The organism is Pseudomonas simiae, assembly GCF_000934565.1.
Taxonomy (GTDB): domain Bacteria; phylum Pseudomonadota; class Gammaproteobacteria; order Pseudomonadales; family Pseudomonadaceae; genus Aquipseudomonas; species Aquipseudomonas simiae.
This window is the reverse complement of the sequence record NZ_CP010896.1, coordinates 5,497,891-5,523,227: the sequence shown is the minus strand read 5'-3', so window position 1 is coordinate 5,523,227 and position 25,337 is coordinate 5,497,891. Positions and strand designations below refer to the sequence as shown.

Sequence of the window (25,337 nt, the reverse complement as noted above, 5' to 3'; positions counted from 1 at the left end):
GGACTTTCCATGGATATCAAGACTGCCCTGAGCCGTATCGTCGGCCACCTGGACCTGAGCACCGCTGAAATGAGCGATGTGATGCGCGAAATCATGACCGGCCAATGCACGGACGCGCAGATCGGCGCGTTCATGATGGCCATGCGCATGAAGAGCGAAAGCATTGACGAGATCGTCGGCGCCGTATCGGTGATGCGCGAGCTGGCGGACAAGGTCGAGCTCAAGACCCTCGATGGCGTGGTGGATGTGGTCGGCACCGGCGGTGACGGTGCGAACATCTTCAACGTGTCGACGGCTTCTTCGTTTGTGGTCGCGGCTGCAGGTTGCACCGTGGCCAAGCACGGTAACCGTGCGGTGTCCGGCAAGAGCGGCAGCGCCGATTTGCTGGAAGCAGCCGGGATCTACCTGAACCTGACGCCGGTACAAGTGGCGCGCTGCATCGACAGCGTCGGCATCGGCTTCATGTTTGCCCAATCCCACCATGGCGCGATGAAGCACGCCGCGGGTCCGCGCAAGGACCTCGGCCTGCGCACCCTGTTCAACATGCTCGGCCCGCTTACGAATCCGGCCGGTGTGAAACACCAGGTGGTGGGCGTATTCAGCCAGGCACTGTGCCGGCCATTAGCCGAAGTGCTGCAGCGTCTGGGCAGCAAGCATGTGCTGGTGGTGCATTCCAAGGACGGCCTGGACGAATTCAGCCTGGCGGCTCCGACCTTCGTGGCGGAACTGAAGAACGACCAGGTCACCGAATATTGGGTCGAGCCGGAAGATTTGGGCATGAAGAGCCAGAGCCTGCACGGCCTGGCGGTGGAAAGCCCGGCGGCGTCCCTGGAACTGATTCGCGATGCCTTGGGGCGTCGCAAGACCGAGAATGGTCAAAAAGCGGCAGAAATGATTGTTCTGAATGCCGGTGCGGCGCTGTATGCCGCCGATCACGCCTACAGTCTTAAAGAGGGCGTAGCCCTTGCTCATGATGCGTTGCACACCGGGCTCGCGCGCGAGAAGCTTGAAGAACTGGGTGCCTTTACTGCGGTGTTCAAGATGGAGAATGAAGGATGAGTGTGCCGACCGTTCTGGAAAAGATCCTGGCTCGCAAGGCTGAAGAAGTGGCTGAGCGCCGTGCCCGCGTCAGTCTCGCTGAGCTGGAAGCCCAGGCGAAAACCGCCGATGCACCGCGTGGCTTTGCCAATGCGCTGATCAAGCAGGCCAAGGAAAAGCAGCCTGCCGTCATTGCGGAAATCAAGAAGGCCTCGCCTAGCAAGGGTGTGATCCGCGAGAACTTCGTGCCGTCGGAAATCGCCGTCAGTTATGAGAAGGGCGGGGCCACGTGCCTGTCCGTGCTGACCGATATCGACTATTTCCAGGGTTCCGACCTGTTCCTGCAGCAAGCCCGCGCCGCGTGCAAGTTGCCGGTGATCCGCAAGGATTTCATGGTCGATCCGTATCAGATCGTCGAAGCCCGTGCCCTGGGCGCCGACTGTGTGCTGTTGATCGTTTCCGCGCTGGATGACGTGAAGATGGCCGAGCTGGCAGCCGTGGCCAAAAGCGTCGGTCTGGACGTGCTGGTGGAAGTGCACGACGGCGATGAGCTGGAACGCGCACTGAAAACCCTCGACACACCGCTGGTGGGGGTCAACAACCGTAACCTGCACACCTTCGAGGTCAGCCTGGAAAACACCCTCGACCTGCTGCCGCGCATTCCGCGTGACCGTCTGGTGATCACCGAGAGCGGCATCGTCAACCGTGCCGATGTGGAGCTGATGGAGATCAGTGGGGTGTATTCGTTCCTGGTGGGCGAGACCTTCATGCGGGCCGAGAACCCAGGGGCTGAACTGCAGCGCCTGTTCTTCCCGGAGCGGGGCGTGGCGGTCAGCGGTTCGACACTAGACTGACGTAAAACCCGGTCAACATTTAAAATACAGTCTAAATGTAAGAGCGGGCTTGCTCGCGAATGCGGTGTATCAGTCATTGCGCTTTTTACTGACAGACCGCATTCGCGAGCAAGCCCGCTCCCACATCTGGGTTTGTGTCTATTCAGATAGGTAGGTGTTTGATGGCTAAGCCGGTGTCGATGACGGTTGAAGCTGGGCTGGCCGCCGAGCAAGCCTTGCTGGCAGCCGTCTGCGCGGGTGATCAGGCGTTTGGCCTGCTGTTCTGGCAACCCAACGATCAAGCCTTGGTGATGCCCCGCCGTTTGAGTCGGCTGCCGGCGTTCGAAACCGCCAGCCAAGTCTCGGCTGACGCCGGTTGGCCGGTATTGCTGCGTGAAACCGGCGGAGAACCGGTGCCGCAGTCGAATGCCACGGTCAACATCGCCCTGGTCTACGCCCCACCGCGCAGTGAAGGTGACCAGAATCGTATCGAAACCGGTTACCTGCGCTTATGCCAACCGATCTGCGATTTGCTGATCGAGTTGGGCGGTGATGCCTCGGTTGGTGAAATCGATGGGGCGTTTTGCGATGGCCGTTACAACGTCAACCTCAACGGTCGAAAAATGGTCGGCACTGCCCAGCGCTGGCGCCAAAGTGGTGGCCGCCCGGTAGGGTTGGTGCACGGTGCCTTGTTGCTGGAGAACGATCGCGAGGCGTTGATCGCGGCGGTCAATCGGTTCAATGAAGCGTGTGGTCTCGACCAGCGGGTTCGTGCAGACAGCCATATCGCCTTGCACGAAGCTTTCCCCGCGCCGGATGCGATCAGCCGGCTGGATACCTTGTACCGTCAAATGTTGGCCAGCTTCCTGCCGGTTTAACGGGTACCGAACACCACCATCGTCTTGCCTTTGACATGCACCAGGTTGCGCTCTTCCAGATCCTTGAGCACGCGACCGACCATCTCCCGTGAACAGCCGACAATGCGCCCGATTTCCTGGCGCGTGACCTTGATCTGCATGCCGTCGGGGTGCGTCATGGCGTCGGGCTGCTTGCACAGGTCCAGCAGGCAACGCGCGACTCGGCCGGTGACGTCAAAGAACGCGAGGTCGCCGACCTTGCGGGTGGTGTCCCGCAGGCGCTGGGCAATCTGGCCGCTCAGGGCGTAGAGAATGTCGGGATCGTGCTGGGACAGTTCGCGGAACTTGGCGTAGCTGATCTCGGCCACTTCGCATTCGACCTTGGTGCGCACCCAGGCGCTGCGTTCCTGTTCCTTGCCGGCTTGTTCGAACAGCCCCAACTCCCCAAAGAAATCCCCGGTGTTCAGGTAAGCAATGATCATTTCGCGACCGTCGTCATCCTCGATCAGGATGGTGACCGAGCCTTTGATGATGAAGAACAGCGTTTCGGAGCGTTCGCCGGCGCAGATGATGTTGTGCTTGGCCGGGTGACGACGGCGCTGGCAATGCATCAACAGTTTGTCGAGATTCTTGATTTTGGGTATGGGAGTAAGGGCAACCATGGTTGTATCCCGAAAAGACTGCGCTAAATAGTTTGAGTTGTTGTATTCATCGGGTATCGGCACTGATACGCACTGCATAAAGGGTGGCATTACGCCATCGATTTGGCGTCAGCTTAACAGACACATTCTGACTCGATTAGCCAATTTTCTGCGCAAACCCTGCTATTGATCGCTTTTGTTGGAAACACTGACGCAGGCGGGCCCTGTGCTAAGCTGGCGACCCTTTTTTAGCAGTGGAGTCTGGGCGATGAAGGCACGCATCCAATGGGCGGGCGAAGCCATGTTCCTCGGTGAGTCGGGCAGTGGCCATGTGGTGGTCATGGACGGTCCGCCGGAAGCGGGTGGCCGTAACCTGGGCGTACGCCCGATGGAAATGCTCCTGCTGGGCGTGGGCGGTTGCAGCAATTTCGACGTGGTCAGCATCCTCAAGAAATCCCGCCAGGCAGTGGAAAGCTGTGAAGCCTTTCTGGAGGCTGAGCGAGCCACTGAAGACCCCAAGGTATTCACCAAGATCCACATGCATTTCGTGGTGAAGGGGCGGGCGCTTAAAGAAGCCCAGGTCAAGCGTGCGATTGAGTTGTCGGCTGAGAAGTACTGCTCGGCGTCGATCATGCTCGGCGCGGCCGGTGTGGCCATCACCCACGATTACGAAATCATCGAGTTGGGTTGATCGACCGCAGCCCCCCCATGAGTGAGCTCGCCACCGCAAGCTCGCTCCTGCGGGTGACGCTTCAGATACGGTAGGTGCTTTTGGTCATGACCTTGGCCAACAGGCTCATGCCAAACCTTACCGGCGCAGGGAAGCGGAAGCCGCCAGCATCCAGTGCGCTTTCCGCGTGATGCTCTTCATCAACACGCATCTGCTCCAGAATGGCCCGGGATTTTTCGTCTTCGGCCGGCAGTTGCTCCAAATGTTCATCCAGGTGTTTGCACACCTGATGTTCGGTCGCCGCGACAAACCCCAGGCTGACTTTATCGCTGATCAGGCCGGCAGCGGCGCCAATCCCGAACGACAAACCATAAAACAGCGGGTTCAGCACACTCGGGTGACTGCCCAATTGGCGAATGCGTTGCTCGCACCAGGCCAGGTGATCGATCTCTTCTTCGGCGGCATGTTCCATGGCCGCGCGTACCTGGGGCAGCTTGGCGGTCAAGGCCTGGCCCTGGTACAGCGCCTGGGCACAGACTTCGCCGGTATGGTTGATGCGCATCAGGCCGGCGACGTGACGGGTCTCGGTCTCGCTCATCTGGGCGTCGGGCTGCACGATGGCGGGCGAGGGGCGATACGGCTGGCCGCTGAATGGCAGCAGCGTGCGCATGGCCATGTCGGCTTGCAGCAACAGACGGTCAATCGGCGAGTAGTGACGTTGGGTAGTCATGCTGACCTCCGGGAAGAATCTCGGCGGCCAGTTTACCGCAAGAGAGGGGGAAGCGTTTGCGCTGCGTCAAGGGCATGGGGTCGCAGCCTGGGCCGCGCCCTGTGCCTAAGGGCTGATCAGCCCGGTGGCCAGTTCATCTGGCGCTGACCCAGCACATGCATATGGATGTGATAAACGGTCTGCCCACCTTTCGGGTTGCAGTTCATGACCACCCGGAAACCCTCTTCACACCCCTGTTCCACGGCCAAACGCTGGGCGGTGAACAGAATATGACCGGCCAGGGCTTTATCTTCTTCGGTCAGGTCGTTGAGGGTGGGGATGTGTTTCTTGGGAATGACCAGGAAGTGCACTGGCGCCGCTGGGTGGATGTCCTTGAACGCCAGGACTTGATCATCTTCGTAGATGATATCCGCAGGTATTTCTCTGTTGATGATCTTGGTGAACAGAGTATCCACAGCTGTTTCTCCATTATGAATGTGCAGGGTGAGTGTACTCAGCCAGTCAGCGCGGGCAATAGGCCTTGTTGATGGCGCCGGCGATCTTGCGGGTCAGCCAGCGTGGGCTGAAACGCGGGCTGAAGGCGAGCCAGCGGTTGCGTCGGCCGGGAATGATGATGGCCTTGTTCTTTTCCAGGGCGCGCACGGTATAGAGCGCCACCTCTTCGGGGCTCATCAGTTGTTGGCTGCGGTCGAGTTTGGCGGTGTCCATTTGTGCCGTGCCGAAGAATGCGGTACGTGTCGGGCCGGGGCAGAGCACCGAGACCTTGATGCCGCAGGTTTTCAGTTCTTCGCGCAGGCCTTCGGAGAAGTGCAGCACATAGGCCTTGCTGGCGTAATAGGTGCTCATCCACGGGCCAGGCTGGAATGCCGCGACGGAGGCCACATTGAGAATCTGGCCACCGCCGTGCAGCGCCATGGTGTTGCCAAGGGCGTGGCACATGCGGGTCAGGGCGAGGATGTTGACCTCCATGAGGTCTTGTTCGGTCATCCAGTCCTGGGCCAGGAATGGCCCGCTGGTGCCGATGCCGGCGCAGTTCACCAGCAGGTCGATCTGCCGTTCGCCTTCTTCAAGCTCCAGCAGGAACCCGGACAAGCGCAGCGGCTCGCCCAGATCGCAGGCCCGGAACAGCACCTCGACGCCAAAGCGTTGGGTCAATTCGATTGCAATGTTTTCCAACTGGTCACGCTGGCGGGCCACCAGAATCAAGCTGCGGCCGCGACGGGCCAGCGCTTCGGCCAAGGCCAGGCCGATGCCGCTGGAGGCGCCGGTGATCAGAGCGTAACGGGTCATGCCTTTCTCCATCGCAACGCCACCGCGCCTGTGACAAAGGCATCACAGGCCGGGGGCGTTTCTTCACTGTTCTGGAGAGTCTACAGGTTCGTCCGCTTCGTCAGCACTCTGCGCTTCGTCTTCTTCGACGGTCGCGGCTTGGTCGGCATCTTCATCGGAGGTGATGGAGCTGCTTTCGTAGCCGCTGTCCATGTTGGCTTCGAGCTGGTTCAGGTAACCGTTCATACCCAGGGTCACCACGATGGCAAGCATGACCGGGATAAACGCCAGCCACAGGGTGGCCAGGACTTTTACCGCCGTGGAGTTGCGTGGTGGTGGCGCACCGTACTGGTTGGCGCCTGCATTACCCGGCAATACCAGCAGCAGGATCGGGAAGACGCTGTTCACCAGCGGCACCAGGTTGAGAAAGTACAACCAGCCCGACCAACCCAGGTCGTGCAGGCGCTGCACACCGATTTGTACACTGACCCAGACCAGCGCGACAAACAACGCGAGGCCCAGCAATACGCCGAGGATAGTGCCCGCGGTTGGCGAAGCGGTCGCAACGGCAAAGCTAACGGTGCTGATGATGCCACCCGCCACCAACAGCGCCAGAGTCAACACCAGGGTCCAGGCGAGGTACCGCAAGCGCCCGATGCGCCCGTGGATGGTGAACACCTTGAGGGTGGCGTATTCCGGCAGGTCATCACCCACAGCGGAGCGCGGTGGTGCGTAAGGTGAGGCCGCAGTGCGCGAGAAGCTGCCGGAATCCGTTTCGTGGGTCTCGGCGAGGCTGAAGGCGACAGGCTGTTCAGCTTCGATGCGTGCATCGACCCCGGCGTTTTTCAGTGCGGTGAGGTAGGTTTCTGCATCCGGGCGCGACAGGTCACGCTTGAGCGCGACCGGGCGACCGGTGAAGAGCTTCTCGATGGCTTCGACGTCGCTCTTGAACAGCTCGGCCAGGTTCAGCTTGGCCGTGGTGCTTTCGACACCCGGGAGCAAGGCTCCATCAAACACAATCTTGAAACGGTTGTCGCTCATGCGGGCTTCCTTGTCACTTGATTCAGGGAGGTAGTGCAGGCCGGCTCAAGTGGCAGGCCTTGCGGTGGGGTCAGCGCGGCCAGCGCAACTGAGCTGCCTGTTCGCGGGCTTTGCGATATTCGGCATCCAGACGGGCAACCAGTTCATCGACGCTGGGCAAATCATCAATTTCACCGACACCTTGGCCGGCCGACCATACAGTTTTCCACGCCTTGGCCTCGTCGCTCAACGGCTTGAGCTTGGAACCGAAGTTCACTTCGCCTTTGCCTTGCAGGGCGGCCAGGTCGAAACCGGCGTTTTCCAGGCTCTGGCGCATAAAACTGGCGGGCACGCCGGAGACAGCGGGAGTGTGCACGATGTCGGCGGCGCGCGATGTGAGCAGCATCTCTTTATACGCATCCGGGGCATGGCTTTCGGTGGTGGCAATAAAGCGTGTGCCGAAATAGGCCAGGTCGGCCCCCAGCAACTGGGCGGCGAGAATCTCGTGCCCGTGGTTGAGGCAGCCGGCCAGCAGCAGGGTTTTGTCGAAGAACTGGCGGATTTCGGCAATCAGCGAGAACGGGCTCCAGGTGCCGGCGTGGCCGCCAGCGCCGGCCGCCACGGCGATCAAGCCATCCACGCCGGCTTCGGCAGCCTTCTCGGCATGACGTCGGGTGGTGACGTCATGGAACACCAGGCCGCCGTAGCTGTGTACGGCGTCTACCAATTCCTTCACAGCGCCCAGGCTGGTAATGACGATCGGCACTTTGTGTTCGACGCAAATCGCCAGGTCCGCCTCCAGCCGCGGGTTGCTGTTGTGCACGATCAGATTGACGGCGTAAGGCGCGGGGTTGTCCAACTGCGCCAGGCCCGCTTCGATTTCCTCCAGCCAGGCCTTGAACCCGCTGCTTTCGCGTTGGTTGAGCGCCGGGAAGCTTCCGACGACCCCATTGCGGCAGCACGCCAGGACCAGTTGCGGGTTGGAAATCAGGAACATCGGTGCCGCCACGACGGGCAGGCGCAGACGTTGTTCAAGCAGAGCGGGCAGTGACATTGGAGGTACCCCGAGTAATTGAAGTTAGAACGGTTTGACCACGACCAAAATTACGATAGCCAGCAATATCAGAACGGGTACTTCATTGAACCAGCGATAAAAGACATGGCTGCGGGTGTTTTCGCCACGGGCGAAGCGTTTTACTTGCGCGCCGCACATATGGTGGTAACCGATGAGCAGTACGACGAGGGTCAGTTTGGCGTGGATCCAGGCGCCCGAATGAAAGATGCTCGGGTTCAGGTAGATCAGCCAGCCGCCGAAAATCAGCGTGGCAACCATCGCCGGCCCCATGATGCCGCGGTACAACTTGCGCTCCATGACGCTGAAGCGCTCCTTGCTGACGGTATCCTCGCTTTGGGCGTGGTAGACGAACAGGCGTGGCAGGTAGAACAGCCCGGCAAACCAGCAGACGATGCTGACGATGTGGAAGGCTTTGATCCATAGATAGAGCATTTCTAGTTATTCCCAGGTTCACGGTAACTGAAGATAGTAGTGGCTCATGCGCCCGTACGTCACGTTGACGGTTGTCGCAGGACGATACGGCCCCTATTATCGACGGCTTTCCAGTGGGTTCGTTGAGGGCAGGTTTATGGTCAAGGTCGGTATCGTCGGCGGCACGGGTTACACCGGTGTCGAATTGCTGCGTCTGTTGGCACAGCATCCGCAAGCTGAGGTGGTGGTCATCACTTCCCGATCCGAGGCCGGGCTGGCCGTGGCCGATATGTACCCGAACCTGCGAGGCCACTATGACGGCCTGGCGTTCAGCGTTCCGGACATCAAGACCCTGGGCGCGTGCGATGTGGTGTTCTTCGCCACGCCTCACGGTGTTGCCCACGCATTGGCTGGTGAGCTGCTGGCCGCTGGCACCAAGGTGATCGACTTGTCCGCGGACTTCCGTCTGCAGGACGCCGATGAGTGGGCCAAGTGGTACGGCCAGCCGCACGGTGCGCCAGAGTTGCTGGAGGAGGCGGTGTACGGCCTGCCGGAAGTCAATCGTGAGCAGATCAAGCAAGCGCGCCTGATCGCGGTGCCAGGTTGCTATCCAACGGCAACACAACTGGGTTTCCTGCCATTGCTGGAAGCCGGGTTGGCTGATGCGTCGCGCCTGATCGCAGACTGCAAGTCGGGTGTGAGTGGCGCCGGTCGTGGTGCGGCGGTGGGTTCGCTGTACTCCGAGACATCGGAAAGCATGAAGGCCTACGCGGTAAAAGGGCATCGTCACTTGCCGGAAATCCGCCAGGGCCTGCGTCGTGCAGCCGGTAAAGACGTGGGCCTGACCTTCGTACCACACCTGACCCCGATGATCCGCGGCATTCATTCCACGCTCTACGCCACTGTGGCTGACCGTTCGGTTGACCTGCAGGCGCTGTTCGAAAAGCGTTATGCCAACGAACCGTTCGTCGACGTGATGCCAGCCGGCAGCCATCCAGAAACCCGCAGCGTGCGCGGCGCCAATGTGTGCCGGATTGCCGTGCACCGCCCTCAGGATGGCGACCTCGTCGTGGTGTTGTCGGTGATCGATAACCTGGTCAAGGGCGCGTCGGGCCAGGCGGTACAGAACATGAACATCCTGTTTGGCCTGGATGAGAAGCTGGGCTTGTCCCACGCGGGCATACTGCCTTAAGACGCTCAGGTGGTTGCGCAAAAGGCCCGTTGAACGGGCCTTTTGTGTTTTTAATGGCTGCTATGGAGATTGATATACCGTAACAATAGTTGACCGCTTTTCTAGGAGAAGCGGATAATACCGGCCATTACGCATATGGCGGCGCTACGCCGGGAGATTATCAGCATGAGCGTTGAATCCTTCACCCCCACGGCTTTGCAATTCACCCACGGTGCTGCGCACAAGGTGAAGAGCCTGGTCGATGAAGAGGGTAATGATCGCTTGAAGCTGCGCGTATTCGTTACGGGCGGCGGTTGTTCAGGGTTTCAGTACGGTTTTACCTTCGATGAAGATGTGGCCGATGATGACACCATCGTTGAGCGCGAAGGCGTGAGCCTGGTCGTGGACCCGATGAGCTTCCAATACCTGGCAGGTGCCGAGGTGGATTACCAGGAAGGTTTGGAAGGGTCGCGTTTCGTGATCAAGAACCCTAATGCCACCACTACCTGTGGTTGCGGGTCTTCGTTCTCGATCTGATCTGCAGAGCATACAAAAACGCCGCTTGGCTGTGATAGGCCAAGCGGCGTTTTGCTGTCTGCTGATTGCGGGGCGAATCAGGCGGGGTAGATGGCGCCCAGTACCCGAAGCCCACGTGCGCCGGTGACGCTCGGCCGGTTGGCGGCAATGCCCTCAAGGCAGCAGTGGGCCAGCCAGGCGAAGGCCATGGCTTCGACCCAGTCGGGGTGCACGCCGTAGGTGGCGGTGCTGCTGACGTGGGTTGACGGTAGCAGAGCGGCCAGACGACTCATGAGCGTGGAATTGTGAGCGCCGCCGCCGCAGACCAGCAATGTTTCTGTATGGGGTTGGGCTGACTGTAAGGACTCAACGATCGTCAGGGCGGTCAGCTCAAGCAGCGTTGCCTGCACATTCTGGGGCTCAAATGCAGGCAAGAGGCCAAGGTGTTGGTGCAGCCATTCCAGGTTGAACACTTCGCGCCCAGTGCTCTTGGGGCCTTTGGTCACGAAGAAGGGGTCGCTGAGCAGGGCGCTGAGCAACTGGGGCTCGACCTTTCCGCTGGCGGCCCACTGACCATCGCGATCAAAACGTTCGCCGTGTAGTTGGTGAATCCATGCATCCAATAGGACGTTGCCTGGGCCGCAATCGAAGCCGGCTACAGGCTTGCCGGTTTCAATCAGGCTGAGGTTACTGAAACCTCCTACATTCAATACCGCACGGTTACCGGTGTGCTCGCCAAACAGCGCTTCGTGGAAGGCGGGCACCAGCGGCGCGCCCTGGCCACCGGCGGCCACATCACGGCTGCGGAAATCGCTGACCACGGTGATATTTGTCAGCTCGGTGAGCAAGGCCGGGTTACCGATTTGCACGGTAAAGCCGCGGGCGGGCTCATGGCGGATGGTCTGGCCATGGCTGCCGATCGCACGAATGTCCTGGGGCTTGAGGTTTTGCTGATCGAGCAGCGTGTGAATACCGTGTGCGGCCAGCTTCACCCAGTTCTGCTGGGCCATGGCAGAGCGGGCGATTTCATCCGGCCCGCTGGCGCACAAGGCAAGCAGTTCGGCACGTAAGGTATCTGGCATGGGGATGTAGTGCGAGGCGATCAACTTGATCGCCGGGCCTTGCTCGATCACGGCGATATCCAGGCCATCGAGGCTGGTCCCGGACATCACACCTACATAGAGAGGCATGCCTTAACGCTTCGCCGAAGCCAGCAAGGTGGAGCGTTCCTGATCCATGCGTGCCATCAATGGCTGGCTCTGTTGCATGAAGCGGGCGCGTTCAGCCTTGGCGATCGGGTCGGCCATTGGCAGCTTTTGACCCAGCGGGTCAACGTGCACGCCATTGACCTGGAACTCATAGTGCAAATGCGGGCCAGTGGACAGGCCGGTAGTGCCGATATAGCCAATCACCTGGCCTTGCTTCACAGTGCCGCCGGTTTTCACGCCCTTGGCGAAGCCTTGCATGTGGCCGTATAGCGTACGGTAGGTGTTGCCGTGCTGGATGATCACGGTGTTGCCGTAGCCACCACGACGCCCGGCCAGTAAGACTTTGCCGTCACCTGCCGCTTTGATCGGTGTACCACGCGGAGCCGCATAGTCCACGCCTTTGTGGGCGCGGATTTTGTTCAGAATTGGATGCTTGCGACCCATGGAGAAACGCGAGCTAATACGAGCGAAGTCCACCGGGGTGCGGATGAAGGCCTTGCGCATGCTATTGCCATCGGCGGTGTAGTAGCTGCTGTTGCCTTGTTTGTTGGTGTAACGCACGGCGGTGTAGGTCTTGCCGCGGTTGGTAAAGCGCGCAGAGAGAATGTTGCCGGTGCCGACGACCTTGCCGTTGGCGACTTTCTGCTCGTAGATCACGTCGAATTCGTCGCCTTGGCGGATGTCCTGGGCGAAGTCGATGTCGTAGCCAAACACGCTGGCCATGTCCATGGTCAAGCTGTGGGACAGGCCGGCGCGGGCAGCCGACTGCGACAGAGAGCTATTGATGACGCCGTGGACATAGGCGGAGCGCATCACGGGTTTGGTGGTGATGCGGTTGAAGGCAAAACCCTTGGCGCCTTTGGTCAGGGTGATGCTCTCGAGATCGCTGACATTGCTGTGCAGGTTGTGCAACTGGCCGTCGGGCGTCAGTTCGAACTCAAGTTTCTGGCCGTGTTTGAGCTGGGTGAATTGCTTGGCCTGCTTGTCGCTGGCCAGCACTTCATTGACGGTGGCTGCAGGGAGGCCGACTTTCTCGAACAGGGTCGACAATGTGTCGCCCCTGGCCACGACCACTTCTCGGTGTTGTGGATTTTTGGCGGCGTCGGCAGCCGGCGCGGGCGGCTCTTGGGCGGCTTGCTGGGTATCTTCAGGACCGCTTTCTATCTGCGCGAACGGTGATTCGGTGGGTGCATTTGTGGCTTGTTGCGCGTCGGAAGCGTCTTGATCTTGTGTCAGTTGTTCAACTGGACTTTCCAGGTCAAGGCTCAGGGATGTTCGTTTGGCTTCTACGTCACTGGAAGGGAATACCAGGAGTGCCAGGCTGAGAAGGGCGGCGATACCACTTGCGGCGAGCAGGTGGGTCTTCGGGTAAAGCGGCGGCGCTTTAGACGGTTCAGTGGTCATAGGTAATTTTGACTTTGAAGATGAAATGGAAAAGATGAATGACATGATGAAGATGAAATAACTGTATAAAATATAACCAAATCATCTGTGGCGCAAGCTCGCGAACGCTGGGCTTGCTGAACGGTGTCCGTTCGCAGGGCAAAACTTGTAATTAGTCCCTGATCTTGTATGGTTGGTTCCCTTTTGAATCTGAGCCTTGCGGGTCTGTTATGAAGTCGGTTGAAGAGCAGCTAGCGCTGATAAAACGTGGTGCGGAAGAACTGTTGGTCGAAGCTGAGCTGATCGAAAAGCTCAAGCGTGGTCAGCCCCTGCGTATTAAGGCTGGCTTTGATCCGACTGCGCCGGATCTGCACCTGGGTCATACCGTGCTTATTAATAAGCTGCGCCAGTTCCAGGAATTGGGGCATCAGGTCATCTTCCTTATAGGTGACTTCACCGGGATGATCGGTGATCCGAGCGGCAAGAGCGCCACGCGCCCGCCACTGACGCGTGAGCAGGTTCTCGATAATGCCGAGACCTACAAAACTCAGGTGTTCAAGATTCTCGATCCGGCCAAGACCGAAGTGGCATTCAACTCCACTTGGATGGATCAGATGGGGCCGGCGGATTTCATCCGCCTGACTTCCCAGTACACCGTTGCGCGCATGCTTGAGCGTGATGACTTCGACAAGCGCTACTCCACCAATCAGCCGATCGCCATTCATGAGTTCCTCTACCCGCTGGTTCAGGGGTACGACTCGGTAGCCTTGCGCGCGGATGTTGAGCTGGGCGGTACCGACCAGAAGTTCAACCTGTTGATGGGGCGTGAGTTGCAGCGCGCATACGGGCAAGAGGCCCAGTGCATTCTGACCATGCCTTTGCTGGAGGGCTTGGATGGCGTCAAGAAGATGTCCAAGTCTCTGGGCAACTATGTCGGTATCCAAGAAGCGCCGGGCGTGATGTACGGCAAGCTGGTTTCGATTCCTGATGCGCTGATGTGGCGTTACTTCGAGTTGCTGAGTTTCCGCTCGATGGATGAAATCAATGCGCTGCGTGCTGATGTTGAGGCAGGCGCAAATCCGCGAGATGTGAAGATCAAGCTGGCCGAAGAGATTGTTGCGCGCTTCCATGGTGAAGAGGCTGCGGCCAGTGCTCACCGTGCAGCGGGCAATCGCATGAAGGATGGCGAGCTGCCGGATGATCTGCCGGAGATTGAGCTGTCTGCGGCTGAGGCGATGCCGATTGCTGCTGTCCTTAATAAAGCGGGTCTGGTCAAGAATTCGGCGGTTGCGCGTGACCTTCTGGGTTCCGGTGGTGTGCGTATTGATGGTGAGGTCGTGGATCGCACCTTTATATACGAGCTGGGTGCCACCCATGTTTGCCAGGCTGGTAAGAAGGCATTTGCGCGTATTACGCTCAAATCCGAATAAAACTGGAATTAGGTGTTGACGGCGAATTGTATCTGTCTATAATTCGCCCCACTTCCGGCGCAGTCGAAACGGAAAACTCCTTGGTAAACAAAGAGTTATGTAAGTTTCGGCAGCAGGTTGCTTCAGTTCATCGAAGCCAAAAGGAAGTTGAAAAAGAGGTGTTGACAGCAGCGTGTAACGCTGTAGAATTCGCCTCCCGCTAACGAGAGATCGAAGGCGCAAGTGGTTGAAGTTGTTGAAGAATTCTTCGAAAGCTTCTGAAAATAATCACTTGACAGCAAATGAGGCTGCTGTAGAATGCGCGCCTCGGTTGAGACGAAAGATCTTAGCCAACCGCTCTTTAACAACTGAATCAAGCAATTCGTGTGGGTGCTTGTGGAGTCAGACTGATAGTCAACAAGATTATCAGCATCACAAGTTACTCCGCGAGAAATCAAAGATGTAACCAACGATTGCTGAGCCAAGTTTAGGGTTTCTTAAAAACCCAAAGATGTTTGAACTGAAGAGTTTGATCATGGCTCAGATTGAACGCTGGCGGCAGGCCTAACACATGCAAGTCGAGCGGTAGAGAGAAGCTTGCTTCTCTTGAGAGCGGCGGACGGGTGAGTAATGCCTAGGAATCTGCCTGGTAGTGGGGGATAACGTTCGGAAACGAACGCTAATACCGCATACGTCCTACGGGAGAAAGCAGGGGACCCTCGGGCCTTGCGCTATCAGATGAGCCTAGGTCGGATTAGCTAGTTGGTGAGGTAATGGCTCACCAAGGCGACGATCCGTAACTGGTCTGAGAGGATGATCAGTCACACTGGAACTGAGACACGGTCCAGACTCCTACGGGAGGCAGCAGTGGGGAATATTGGACAATGGGCGAAAGCCTGATCCAGCCATGCCGCGTGTGTGAAGAAGGTCTTCGGATTGTAAAGCACTTTAAGTTGGGAGGAAGGGCAGTTACCTAATACGTGATTGTTTTGACGTTACCGACAGAATAAGCACCGGCTAACTCTGTGCCAGCAGCCGCGGTAATACAGAGGGTGCAAGCGTTAATCGGAATTACTGGGCGTAAAGCGCGCGTAGGTGGTTTGTTAAGTTGGATGTGAAATCCCCGGGCTCAACCTGGGAACTGCATTCAAAACTGACTGACTAGAGTATGGTAGAGGGTGGTGGAATTTCCTGTGTAGCGGTGAAATGCGTAGATATAGGAAGGAACACCAGTGGCGAAGGCGACCACCTGGACTAATACTGACACTGAGGTGCGAAAGCGTGGGGAGCAAACAGGATTAGATACCCTGGTAGTCCACGCCGTAAACGATGTCAACTAGCCGTTGGAAGCCTTGAGCTTTTAGTGGCGCAGCTAACGCATTAAGTTGACCGCCTGGGGAGTACGGCCGCAAGGTTAAAACTCAAATGAATTGACGGGGGCCCGCACAAGCGGTGGAGCATGTGGTTTAATTCGAAGCAACGCGAAGAACCTTACCAGGCCTTGACATCCAATGAACTTTCTAGAGATAGATTGGTGCCTTCGGGAACATTGAGACAGGTGCTGCATGGCTGTCGTCAGCTCGTGTCGTGAGATGTTGGGTTAAGTCCCGTAACGAGCGCAACCCTTGTCCTTAGTTACCAGCACGTAATGGTGGGCACTCTAAGGAGACTGCCGGTGACAAACCGGAGGAAGGTGGGGATGACGTCAAGTCATCATGGCCCTTACGGCCTGGGCTACACACGTGCTACAATGGTCGGTACAGAGGGTTGCCAAGCCGCGAGGTGGAGCTAATCCCATAAAACCGATCGTAGTCCGGATCGCAGTCTGCAACTCGACTGCGTGAAGTCGGAATCGCTAGTAATCGCGAATCAGAATGTCGCGGTGAATACGTTCCCGGGCCTTGTACACACCGCCCGTCACACCATGGGAGTGGGTTGCACCAGAAGTAGCTAGTCTAACCTTCGGGAGGACGGTTACCACGGTGTGATTCATGACTGGGGTGAAGTCGTAACAAGGTAGCCGTAGGGGAACCTGCGGCTGGATCACCTCCTTAATCGACGACATCAGCTGCTCCATAAGTTCCCACACGAATTGCTTGATTCATTGAAGAAGACGATAGAAGCAGCTTTAAGCTCCAAGCTGATAGCTCATAGCTAATCAGTTGCGCTCGAAATTGGGTCTGTAGCTCAGTTGGTTAGAGCGCACCCCTGATAAGGGTGAGGTCGGCAGTTCGAATCTGCCCAGACCCACCAATTTTGTTATGGGGCCATAGCTCAACTGGGAGAGCGCCTGCCTTGCACGCAGGAGGTCAACGGTTCGATCCCGTTTGGCTCCACCATATAACTGCTTCTGCTGTTAGAGTTTAGAAATGAATATTCCAGTGTGAATATTGATTTCTAGTCTTTGATTAGATCGTTCTTTAAAAATTTGGGTATGTGATAGAAAGATAGACTGAACGTTACTTTCACTGGTAACGGATCAGGCTAAGGTAAAATTTGTGAGTTCTCTTAATTGAGAAATTCGAATTTTCGGCGAATGTTGTCTTCACAGTATAACCAGATTGCTTGGGGTTATATGGTCAAGTGAAGAAGCGCATACGGTGGATGCCTTGGCAGTCAGAGGCGATGAAAGACGTGGTAGCCTGCGAAAAGCTTCGGGGAGTCGGCAAACAGACTTTGATCCGGAGATGTCTGAATGGGGGAACCCAGCCATCATAAGATGGTTATCTTGTACTGAATACATAGGTGCAAGAGGCGAACCAGGGGAACTGAAACATCTAAGTACCCTGAGGAAAAGAAATCAACCGAGATTCCCTTAGTAGTGGCGAGCGAACGGGGACTAGCCCTTAAGTGGCTTTGAGATTAGCGGAACGTTCTGGAAAGTACGGCCATAGTGGGTGATAGCCCTGTACGCGAAAATCTCTTAGTCATGAAATCGAGTAGGACGGAGCACGAGAAACTTTGTCTGAATATGGGGGGACCATCCTCCAAGGCTAAATACTACTGACTGACCGATAGTGAACTAGTACCGTGAGGGAAAGGCGAAAAGAACCCCGGAGAGGGGAGTGAAATAGATCCTGAAACCGTATGCGTACAAGCAGTGGGAGCCTACTTTGTTAGGTGACTGCGTACCTTTTGTATAATGGGTCAGCGACTTATTTTCAGTGGCGAGCTTAACCGAATAGGGGAGGCGTAGCGAAAGCGAGTCTTAATAGGGCGTCTAGTCGCTGGGAATAGACCCGAAACCGGGCGATCTATCCATGGGCAGGTTGAAGGTTGGGTAACACTAACTGGAGGACCGAACCGACTACCGTTGAAAAGTTAGCGGATGACCTGTGGATCGGAGTGAAAGGCTAATCAAGCTCGGAGATAGCTGGTTCTCCTCGAAAGCTATTTAGGTAGCGCCTCATGTATCACTGTAGGGGGTAGAGCACTGTTTCGGCTAGGGGGTCATCCCGACTTACCAAACCGATGCAAACTCCGAATACCTACAAGTGCCGAGCATGGGAGACACACGGCGGGTGCTAACGTCCGTCGTGAAAAGGGAAACAACCCAGACCGTCAGCTAAGGTCCCAAAGTTATGGTTAAGTGGGAAACGATGTGGGAAGGCTTAGACAGCTAGGAGGTTGGCTTAGAAGCAGCCACCCTTTAAAGAAAGCGTAATAGCTCACTAGTCGAGTCGGCCTGCGCGGAAGATGTAACGGGGCTCAAACCATACACCGAAGCTACGGGTATCACGTAAGTGATGCGGTAGAGGAGCGTTCTGTAAGCCTGTGAAGGTGAGTTGAGAAGCTTGCTGGAGGTATCAGAAGTGCGAATGCTGACATGAGTAACGACAATGGGTGTGAAAAACACCCACGCCGAAAGACCAAGGTTTCCTGCGCAACGTTAATCGACGCAGGGTTAGTCGGTCCCTAAGGCGAGGCTGAAAAGCGTAGTCGATGGAAAACAGGTTAATATTCCTGTACTTCTGGTTATTGCGATGGAGGGACGGAGAAGGCTAGGCCAGCTTGGCGTTGGTTGTCCAAGTTTAAGGTGGTAGGCTGAGATCTTAGGTAAATCCGGGATCTTAAGGCCGAGAGCTGATGACGAGCTAACTTTTAGTTAGCGAAGTGGTTGATGCCATGCTTCCAAGAAAAGCTTCTAAGCTTCAGGTAACCAGGAACCGTACCCCAAACCGACACAGGTGGTTGGGTAGAGAATACCAAGGCGCTTGAGAGAACTCGGGTGAAGGAACTAGGCAAAATGGCACCGTAACTTCGGGAGAAGGTGCGCCGGTGAGGGTGAAGGACTTGCTCCGTAAGCTCATGCCGGTCGAAGATACCAGGCCGCTGCGACTGTTTATTAAAAACACAGCACTCTGCAAACACGAAAGTGGACGTATAGGGTGTGACGCCTGCCCGGTGCCGGAAGGTTAATTGATGGGGTTAGCTAACGCGAAGCTCTTGATCGAAGCCCCGGTAAACGGCGGCCGTAACTATAACGGTCCTAAGGTAGCGAAATTCCTTGTCGGGTAAGTTCCGACCTGCACGAATGGCGTAACGATGGCGGCGCTGTCTCCACCCGAGACTCAGTGAAATTGAAATCGCTGTGAAGATGCAGTGTATCCGCGGCTAGACGGAAAGACCCCGTGAACCTTTACTATAGCTTTGCACTGGACTTTGAATTTGCTTGTGTAGGATAGGTGGGAGGCTTTGAAGCGTGGACGCCAGTTCGCGTGGAGCCATCCTTGAAATACCACCCTGGCAACTTTGAGGTTCTAACTCAGGTCCGTTATCCGGATCGAGGACAGTGTATGGTGGGTAGTTTGACTGGGGCGGTCTCCTCCTAAAGAGTAACGGAGGAGTACGAAGGTGCGCTCAGACCGGTCGGAAATCGGTCGTAGAGTATAAAGGCAAAAGCGCGCTTGACTGCGAGACAGACACGTCGAGCAGGTACGAAAGTAGGTCTTAGTGATCCGGTGGTTCTGTATGGAAGGGCCATCGCTCAACGGATAAAAGGTACTCCGGGGATAACAGGCTGATACCGCCCAAGAGTTCATATCGACGGCGGTGTTTGGCACCTCGATGTCGGCTCATCACATCCTGGGGCTGAAGCCGGTCCCAAGGGTATGGCTGTTCGCCATTTAAAGTGGTACGCGAGCTGGGTTTAGAACGTCGTGAGACAGTTCGGTCCCTATCTGCCGTGGACGTTTGAGATTTGAGAGGGGCTGCTCCTAGTACGAGAGGACCGGAGTGGACGAACCTCTGGTGTTCCGGTTGTCACGCCAGTGGCATTGCCGGGTAGCTATGTTCGGAATAGATAACCGCTGAAAGCATCTAAGCGGGAAACTAGCCTCAAGATGAGATCTCACTGGAACCTTGAGTTCCCTGAAGGGCCGTCGAAGACTACGACGTTGATAGGTTGGGTGTGTAAGCGCTGTGAGGCGTTGAGCTAACCAATACTAATTGCCCGTGAGGCTTGACCATATAACACCCAAGCAATTTGACTACTCTAACGAGCATCAGATTGCGGTGTGTGAAGATGATACGAACCGAAAGTTCGATATCTCACAAAACACCGATCTGTCACATACCCAATTTGCTGAAGCGAGGCCATCAGGTCACGACTCAGTACCCGAATTTCTTGACGACCATAGAGCATTGGAACCACCTGATCCCATCCCGAACTCAGCAGTGAAACGATGCATCGCCGATGGTAGTGTGGGGTTTCCCCATGTGAGAGTAGGTCATCGTCAAGATTAAATTCCGAAACCCCATTTGCGAAAGCAGATGGGGTTTTGTTTTGGGCGGTCGAAAAGCATGGAAATGTCCATTTTTCGGCGACCTTCAGTGCTAAAGTCCTGCGTTTCTATGCAATGACCCTGCGCATGGCTATCATGCGTGCCTCATTGTGAGGCGATATTTGCATGCTGACGCTGTTAAAACTTCTGAAAGATGGCCGATTCCACTCGGGGGAAGCGCTGGGCGCCGCCCTTGGTGTTAGCCGCAGTGCTGTCTGGAAGCAACTCCAGCACCTGGAAGCAGAATTGAATCTGCCCATACATAAGGTGCGAGGGAAGGGGTACCAGTTGGCGTCACCGCTGGTGTTCTTGACTGCTGAAGATATTGCGCTGAATGCGCCCTCCTTGGTGTGGCCCATTCATATATCTGACTCCATTGACTCCACAAATGCTGAAGCCTTGCGTCTTGTTGGTGCCGGGTGCGAGGCGCCGTTTCTAGTGCTTGCGGAGCAGCAAACGGCCGGCCGGGGGCGGAGGGGGCGGAAGTGGGTGAGTCCATTTGCGCAGAATGTGTATTACAGCCTCGTATTGCGCATCGAGTCGGGGCTTCGGCAGTTGGAGGGGCTGAGCCTGGTTGTGGGCTTGGCGGTCATGCAGGCCTTGCGCGAGTCTGGTGTGCAGGGGGCAGAGCTGAAATGGCCTAACGATGTTCTGGTGGGTCAGAAGAAGATTGCCGGCATTTTGCTGGAGTTGGTCGGTGACCCTGCGGATATCTGTCACGTTGTCCTTGGAATAGGCATCAACGTGAATATGCAGAGAGCCGACGATGTGGACCAGCAATGGACTTCACTTCAGTTACAGACAGGCTCTCCGGTGGATCGTAACGCTTTGGTGGCGCGATTGGGGTTGCAGTTGCAAGACTACCTTGAGCGGCACCGCCTGGGCGGTTTTATCGCGCTTCAAGAAGAGTGGGAGCAGAATCACGCTTGGCAGGGGCGTCCGGTATCCCTTATTGCGGGTGTCCACCAAATTGATGGAGTTGTACTGGGGGTCGATCACCAGGGGGCATTGCGCTTGAGTGTTGATGGTGTTGAGAAAATATACAGTGGTGGTGAGCTAAGCCTGAGGTTGCGTGATGATTCTTGAGCTCGACTGCGGGAATAGCTTTATCAAGTGGCGTGTGCTTGATGTCGGTGATACGCGTGCGTCGGCGGAAGGGGTTGTCGGTTCAGACCTGGCATTGATTGACAGCCTTGTGGCGCTTCCCGGACTGTTGCTAACGCGTTGCCGATTGGTGAGTGTTCGTGCCCTGGAAGAAACAAGCAAACTGGTCGAGGCACTGCATGAGGCTTTCGGGGTTGCTGTTTCCTGTGCTGTGCCTGCGCGTGAGATGGCAGGAGTGCGCAACGGCTACGAAGATTTTGAGCGTCTGGGCCTTGATCGCTGGTTGGCAATGCTCGGTGGATTCAAGCTGGCACGCGGCGCTTGCTTGGTGCTTGATTTTGGTACGGCAGCCACGGCGGATTTTATTGCCGCGGACGGTGAGCACCTTGGCGGTTTCATTTGCCCGGGTATGCCGCTCATGCGCAACCAGTTGCGAACTCATACACGCAAGATACGCTACGACGACGCTGCTGCTGAAAGGGCGATGGAACGACTCTCTCCAGGTCGTACGACTGCTGAGGCCGTGGAACGAGGTTGTACGCTTATGCTGAGAGGGTTCGTACTGACTCAGTTGGAGTTGGCGCGAAGCTACTGGGGTGATGATTTCACTGTTTTTCTCACCGGAGGGGACGCCGATTTGGTGGTAGATGCAGTCCCGCAGGCCAGACTCGTTCCAGATCTGGTTTTTGTCGGTTTGGCGATGGCTTGCCCTTTGTCCTGAGGTGATTATGCGTTGGTTGTTTTTGCTTTTACTCGTCCTCAACGCCTTCTATTACATTTGGCATCAACAAGAAGCACCGTTGCGCGCCAAAGATGTCACGCCCCTGAGCCTTTACAAGGGGTCGCAACAGGACATCCGACTGCTCAGCGAATCCTCTGACGTTGTAGCGCGCAAAGAGCGTGCAAAGGCAGCTGATGCGCAAAATACGTGTTTGTACATTGGTGGCTTTGCGGACCAGCGACAGGCGCAGGCCGTTGAGCAGCGGCTCACGAGCCTGGATATAAAGGTCAAGGTTCAATTGCTGAATACTGTCGATGCTTCCGGCTATTGGCTGCGTGTAGCCCCTGAAAGCCGACGCCTGGCTGAGGATCTGCCATTTGAAAACCTTGCTAAGGAATTCAATGAGTTAAAACATAAAATAATGTTGTGCGAAGGCGTTGCATCTCTCGAATAGTTTGCATAGAATGGCGCCCGCTTCGCAGTGAAGACCTTTAAGGCCTACAGCGTGAAGCGAAGGTCAACGCAGCTAACCTCATATTTTTAAATGAGAAAATGCTTGACAGAAGGCCGGCGTGATGTAAAATGCCGGCTCGCTTAGGAGGGGTTCCCGAGCGGCCAAAGGGATCAGACTGTAAATCTGACGTCTACGACTTCGAAGGTTCGAATCCTTCCCCCTCCACCATTTTTAGCGTGAGCTGCAAGCTCCGCGGGTATAGTTTAGTGGTAGAACCTCAGCCTTCCAAGCTGATGATGCGGGTTCGATTCCCGCTACCCGCTCCAAGTTTGCAGGTTGTGCAAGATGTTTCGCTCTTGTAGCTCAGTTGGTAGAGCACACCCTTGGTAAGGGTGAGGTCAGCGGTTCAAATCCGCTCAAGAGCTCCATATGACAAGGCAGATATGAAAATATCTGCCTTTGTTTTAACAGCTGCCTCGGCTTGTTGGTGTGTATCTGGCTCTTATGGTTAGGTGATTTCAAGTCTAGTGGGGTTGGTTGTTGTAAAGTCTTTTTCAGGCCTGCATAATGGTCGGCCTGATTTTGTTTTAGGTCAGTAGCTCAATTGGCAGAGCGACGGTCTCCAAAACCGTAGGTTGGGGGTTCGATTCCCTCCTGACCTGCCAGATTCACGTGGTGTATCTGGCTTTCTTTTCACAGGATCTTCATAGATGACTCCTAAGGCTGAAGCTCAAAGCTCTCGTTTCGATCTGGTCAAGTGGCTCGCTGTAGTCGCCTTGGTGGTCGTAGGCGTTGTTGGCAATCAGTACTATTCTGCTTCGCCGATCCTGTACCGCGTGCTCGCTTTGCTTGCTCTTGCTGCTGTTGCTGCCTTTGTAGGCCTGCAGACTGCCAAAGGCAAGTCTTTCGCGGTCCTGGTAAAGGAAGCTCGCACCGAAATTCGTAAAGTCGTTTGGCCGACTCGCCAAGAAACCACGCAGACCACGTTGATCGTTGTGGCTGTTGTTCTGGTTATGGCGTTGCTGTTGTGGGGGCTTGATTCCCTGCTCGGCTGGCTTGTTTCCTTGATTGTTGGCTAAGGGTGTCCCGTGGCTAAGCGTTGGTACGTTGTGCATGCTTACTCGGGTTACGAGAAGCATGTTATGCGCTCTTTGCTAGAGCGCGTAAAGCTGGCAGGCATGGAAGATGGTTTCGGCGAAATTCTGGTTCCCACTGAAGAAGTGGTTGAAATGCGGAATGGCCAGAAGCGCAAGAGTGAACGCAAGTTCTTCCCAGGCTATGTGCTGGTTCAGATGGACATGAATGAAGGTACTTGGCACTTGGTCAAGGATACCCCTCGTGTCATGGGTTTCATTGGCGGTACCGCTGATAAGCCTGCTCCTATCACCGACAAAGAAGCAGAAGCGATTCTGCGCCGCGTTGCTGATGGTAGCGACAAGCCTAAGCCGAAGACGTTGTTCGAGCCGGGTGAGGTTGTTCGTGTCACAGATGGTCCGTTTGCTGATTTCAACGGTACTGTCGAAGAAGTTAACTACGAAAAGAGCCGGATCCAAGTGGCGGTGCTCATTTTCGGTCGCTCTACTCCGGTAGAGCTGGAGTTCAGCCAGGTCGAGAAGGTCTAGCTGAGCAAGCATCCCAACCCCGCAGCCTTAGGCTGTGGGGTTTTGTCGTCACTGGGATAAACGCGCAAGTAACCGGGGAGCCTTTCGAGGCGCTTGAACCCGTAATTGGAGTGCCTCATGGCCAAGAAGATTACCGCTTACATCAAGCTGCAAGTGAAGGCCGCTCAGGCCAACCCAAGTCCACCTGTTGGTCCAGCTCTGGGTCAGCACGGCGTGAACATCATGGAATTCTGCAAGGCCTTCAACGCCCGTACTCAGGGTCTTGAGCCAGGTCTGCCGACTCCAGTGATCATCACTGTATACAGCGACCGTAGCTTCACTTTCGAAACCAAGTCGACCCCGGCTTCGGTTCTGCTGAAGAAAGCTGCTGGTCTGACTAGCGGTTCCGCTCGTCCTAACACCGTTAAGGTTGGCACCGTAACTCGTGCTCAGCTGGAAGAAATCGCGAAAACCAAAAACGCGGATCTGACTGCAGCTGATATGGATGCAGCCGTGCGTACCATCGCCGGTTCTGCTCGTAGCATGGGCCTTAACGTGGAGGGTGTGTAATGGCTAAGCTGACCAAGCGTCAAAAGGCTATCGCCGGCAAAATCGAAGCGGGCAAGTCCTACAATTTTGTAGACGCTGCTGCTCTGCTGACCGAGCTGTCGACTGTCAAGTTCAGCGAGTCCGTTGACGTTGCTGTAAACCTGGGCGTTGACCCACGTAAATCCGACCAGGTCGTTCGTAGCGCAACTGTGCTGCCACACGGTACTGGCAAGACTGTACGTGTAGCTGTCTTCACCCAAGGCCCGGCAGCTGAAGCTGCTCTGGCCGCCGGCGCTGATCGCGTTGGCATGGACGACCTGGCTGCCGAAATGAAAGGCGGCGACCTGAACTACGACGTCGTTATTGCTTCCCCGGATGCAATGCGCGTTGTGGGTCAGTTGGGTCAGATCCTCGGTCCACGTGGTCTGATGCCTAACCCTAAAGTCGGCACTGTAACGCCAGACGTAGCCACCGCGGTTAAAAACGCCAAGGCTGGTCAGGTTCGTTATCGCACCGACAAAAACGGCATCATTCACACCTCCGTTGGCAAGGTCGGCTTCGACGCCGTCAAGCTGAAGGAAAACGTTGAAGCCCTGATCGCTGATCTGAAGCGTATCAAGCCAGCTTCCTCGAAAGGTATCTACGTCAAGCGCGTTACCCTGAGCACCACTATGGGCCCAGGTCTGGTCATCGACCAAGGTTCGCTGGACGTATAAGACACAGATTGGCGCGAGCGATCGCGCCAATTGAAAAAATTGGGGTCCCTGCCTGGCGGGGGCTATCCAAGACCGTAGGCGGCGCAAGTCTTAAACCACAAGCCTACGCAGATGGTGCTCCCGGTTCCTTACCGAATCAGACACCAAAACGACATCCGGCTCCGGCCAGATGAAACGG

At 56.3% G+C, this 25,337-nt stretch carries 23 protein-coding genes, 6 tRNA genes and 3 rRNA genes; 23 read left to right on the top strand and 9 right to left on the bottom strand.

Going from position 1 to position 25,337, the window contains the following annotated elements; genetic code table 11:
- Positions 1-9: 9 nt before the first annotated feature.
- The 3 genes from trpD to PF1751_RS25170 all read left to right on the top strand — a co-directional run bounded on the left by trpD (position 10) and on the right by PF1751_RS25170 (position 2,749).
- Positions 10-1,059, top strand: a complete 1,050-nt coding sequence (trpD, locus tag PF1751_RS25180; protein WP_010206948.1) for an anthranilate phosphoribosyltransferase — start codon at positions 10-12, stop codon at positions 1,057-1,059.
- On the top strand, positions 1,056-1,892 hold the full coding sequence (trpC, locus tag PF1751_RS25175) for an indole-3-glycerol phosphate synthase TrpC (protein ID WP_010206947.1): 837 nt from the start codon (positions 1,056-1,058) through the stop codon (positions 1,890-1,892). The genes trpD and trpC overlap by 4 nt, the downstream gene beginning before the upstream one ends.
- A 161-nt stretch (positions 1,893-2,053) precedes the next feature.
- Positions 2,054-2,749 carry a lipoate--protein ligase family protein gene (locus tag PF1751_RS25170; protein ID WP_010206946.1) on the top strand — a complete coding sequence of 232 codons (696 nt, stop codon included), beginning with the start codon at positions 2,054-2,056 and terminating at the stop codon, positions 2,747-2,749.
- Here the strand turns inward: PF1751_RS25170 and crp are convergent.
- On the bottom strand, positions 2,746-3,390 hold the full coding sequence (crp, locus tag PF1751_RS25165; protein ID WP_010206944.1) for a cAMP-activated global transcriptional regulator CRP: 645 nt from the start codon (positions 3,388-3,390) through the stop codon (positions 2,746-2,748). The genes PF1751_RS25170 and crp overlap by 4 nt on opposite strands.
- Before the next feature lie 247 nt (positions 3,391-3,637).
- On the opposite strand from crp, the gene PF1751_RS25160 reads away from it, so the two are divergent.
- Complete coding sequence (locus tag PF1751_RS25160) at positions 3,638-4,060, top strand: OsmC family protein (RefSeq protein ID WP_005792019.1); 423 nt, start codon at positions 3,638-3,640, stop codon at positions 4,058-4,060.
- Between the two features lie 61 nt (positions 4,061-4,121).
- On the opposite strand, the gene coq7 is transcribed toward PF1751_RS25160, so the two are convergent.
- From coq7 to hemJ, 6 genes are all read right to left on the bottom strand, one after another.
- On the bottom strand, positions 4,122-4,769 hold the full coding sequence (gene coq7 / locus PF1751_RS25155) for a 2-polyprenyl-3-methyl-6-methoxy-1,4-benzoquinone monooxygenase (protein WP_021491380.1): 648 nt from the start codon (positions 4,767-4,769) through the stop codon (positions 4,122-4,124).
- Between the two features lie 116 nt (positions 4,770-4,885).
- Positions 4,886-5,224, bottom strand: coding sequence for a histidine triad nucleotide-binding protein (locus PF1751_RS25150; protein ID WP_010206940.1), 339 nt, complete (start codon positions 5,222-5,224; stop codon positions 4,886-4,888).
- Between the two features lie 46 nt (positions 5,225-5,270).
- Entirely contained in the window at positions 5,271-6,059 is a 789-nt protein-coding gene (locus PF1751_RS25145) for an SDR family NAD(P)-dependent oxidoreductase (RefSeq protein ID WP_010206939.1), read from the bottom strand.
- 63 nt (positions 6,060-6,122) lie between these two features.
- On the bottom strand, positions 6,123-7,079 hold the full coding sequence (locus PF1751_RS25140; protein ID WP_021491381.1) for a DUF805 domain-containing protein: 957 nt from the start codon (positions 7,077-7,079) through the stop codon (positions 6,123-6,125).
- Positions 7,080-7,149: 70 nt separating this feature from the next.
- Positions 7,150-8,112: an NAD(P)H-dependent flavin oxidoreductase gene (locus PF1751_RS25135; RefSeq protein WP_010206937.1), complete on the bottom strand. Its 963-nt coding sequence runs from the start codon at positions 8,110-8,112 to the stop codon at positions 7,150-7,152.
- 24 nt (positions 8,113-8,136) lie between these two features.
- Complete coding sequence (gene hemJ, locus PF1751_RS25130; RefSeq protein WP_042571475.1) at positions 8,137-8,565, bottom strand: protoporphyrinogen oxidase HemJ; 429 nt, start codon at positions 8,563-8,565, stop codon at positions 8,137-8,139.
- 136 nt (positions 8,566-8,701) lie between these two features.
- On the opposite strand from hemJ, the gene argC reads away from it, so the two are divergent.
- Together argC and erpA are read left to right on the top strand one after the other, a co-directional pair.
- A complete protein-coding gene (gene argC / locus PF1751_RS25125; protein ID WP_044287969.1) occupies positions 8,702-9,736 on the top strand; it encodes an N-acetyl-gamma-glutamyl-phosphate reductase in 1,035 nt (344 codons plus the stop codon).
- Positions 9,737-9,901: 165 nt separating this feature from the next.
- Entirely contained in the window at positions 9,902-10,252 is a 351-nt protein-coding gene (gene erpA, locus PF1751_RS25120; protein WP_003176443.1) for an iron-sulfur cluster insertion protein ErpA, read from the top strand.
- 77 nt (positions 10,253-10,329) lie between these two features.
- Here the strand turns inward: erpA and PF1751_RS25115 are convergent, their stop codons facing one another.
- Positions 10,330-11,421, bottom strand: a complete 1,092-nt coding sequence (locus tag PF1751_RS25115; RefSeq protein ID WP_044287968.1) for an anhydro-N-acetylmuramic acid kinase — start codon at positions 11,419-11,421, stop codon at positions 10,330-10,332.
- Positions 11,422-11,424: 3 nt separating this feature from the next.
- A complete protein-coding gene (locus tag PF1751_RS25110; protein ID WP_042571477.1) occupies positions 11,425-12,843 on the bottom strand; it encodes a peptidoglycan DD-metalloendopeptidase family protein in 1,419 nt (472 codons plus the stop codon).
- A 209-nt stretch (positions 12,844-13,052) separates the two neighbouring features.
- Between PF1751_RS25110 and tyrS the strand changes: the two genes are divergently transcribed.
- From tyrS to rplA, 17 genes are all read left to right on the top strand, one after another.
- Positions 13,053-14,252 carry a tyrosine--tRNA ligase gene (gene tyrS / locus PF1751_RS25105; protein ID WP_010206932.1) on the top strand — a complete coding sequence of 400 codons (1,200 nt, stop codon included), beginning with the start codon at positions 13,053-13,055 and terminating at the stop codon, positions 14,250-14,252.
- A gap of 496 nt (positions 14,253-14,748) precedes the next feature.
- A 16S ribosomal RNA gene (locus tag PF1751_RS25100) occupies positions 14,749-16,285 on the top strand.
- A 122-nt stretch (positions 16,286-16,407) separates the two neighbouring features.
- Positions 16,408-16,484, top strand: a tRNA-Ile gene (locus PF1751_RS25095).
- Positions 16,485-16,494: 10 nt separating this feature from the next.
- Positions 16,495-16,570 (top strand) — tRNA-Ala (locus PF1751_RS25090).
- Positions 16,571-16,808: 238 nt separating this feature from the next.
- Positions 16,809-19,700: ribosomal RNA gene (locus PF1751_RS25085) — 23S ribosomal RNA — on the top strand.
- 156 nt (positions 19,701-19,856) lie between these two features.
- A 5S ribosomal RNA gene (gene rrf, locus PF1751_RS25080) occupies positions 19,857-19,972 on the top strand.
- Together the 16S, 23S and 5S rRNA genes with 2 tRNA genes alongside form the textbook arrangement of a ribosomal RNA operon.
- Before the next feature lie 168 nt (positions 19,973-20,140).
- A complete protein-coding gene (gene birA / locus PF1751_RS25075; protein WP_044287967.1) occupies positions 20,141-21,100 on the top strand; it encodes a bifunctional biotin--[acetyl-CoA-carboxylase] ligase/biotin operon repressor BirA in 960 nt (319 codons plus the stop codon).
- On the top strand, positions 21,090-21,839 hold the full coding sequence (locus PF1751_RS25070) for a pantothenate kinase (protein ID WP_010206930.1): 750 nt from the start codon (positions 21,090-21,092) through the stop codon (positions 21,837-21,839). The genes birA and PF1751_RS25070 overlap by 11 nt, the downstream gene beginning before the upstream one ends.
- Before the next feature lie 7 nt (positions 21,840-21,846).
- A complete protein-coding gene (locus tag PF1751_RS25065) occupies positions 21,847-22,293 on the top strand; it encodes a hypothetical protein (RefSeq protein WP_010206929.1) in 447 nt (148 codons plus the stop codon).
- 143 nt (positions 22,294-22,436) lie between these two features.
- A tRNA-Tyr gene (locus PF1751_RS25060) sits at positions 22,437-22,521 on the top strand.
- Positions 22,522-22,545: 24 nt separating this feature from the next.
- Positions 22,546-22,619: transfer RNA gene (locus PF1751_RS25055), tRNA-Gly, on the top strand.
- Positions 22,620-22,645: 26 nt separating this feature from the next.
- A tRNA-Thr gene (locus tag PF1751_RS25050) sits at positions 22,646-22,721 on the top strand.
- Positions 22,722-22,882: 161 nt separating this feature from the next.
- A tRNA-Trp gene (locus PF1751_RS25045) sits at positions 22,883-22,958 on the top strand.
- A 45-nt stretch (positions 22,959-23,003) separates the two neighbouring features.
- The gene (gene secE, locus PF1751_RS25040; RefSeq protein WP_003194658.1) at positions 23,004-23,372 is read left to right on the top strand and encodes a preprotein translocase subunit SecE; all 369 of its coding nucleotides are present in this window, start codon (positions 23,004-23,006) and stop codon (positions 23,370-23,372) included.
- Positions 23,373-23,381: 9 nt separating this feature from the next.
- Positions 23,382-23,915, top strand: a complete 534-nt coding sequence (nusG, locus tag PF1751_RS25035; RefSeq protein ID WP_003176436.1) for a transcription termination/antitermination protein NusG — start codon at positions 23,382-23,384, stop codon at positions 23,913-23,915.
- Between the two features lie 117 nt (positions 23,916-24,032).
- Complete coding sequence (gene rplK / locus PF1751_RS25030) at positions 24,033-24,464, top strand: 50S ribosomal protein L11 (protein WP_003176435.1); 432 nt, start codon at positions 24,033-24,035, stop codon at positions 24,462-24,464.
- Complete coding sequence (gene rplA, locus PF1751_RS25025) at positions 24,464-25,159, top strand: 50S ribosomal protein L1 (protein ID WP_003176434.1); 696 nt, start codon at positions 24,464-24,466, stop codon at positions 25,157-25,159. The genes rplK and rplA overlap by 1 nt, the downstream gene beginning before the upstream one ends.
- The last annotated feature ends 178 nt before the right edge of the window (positions 25,160-25,337 follow it).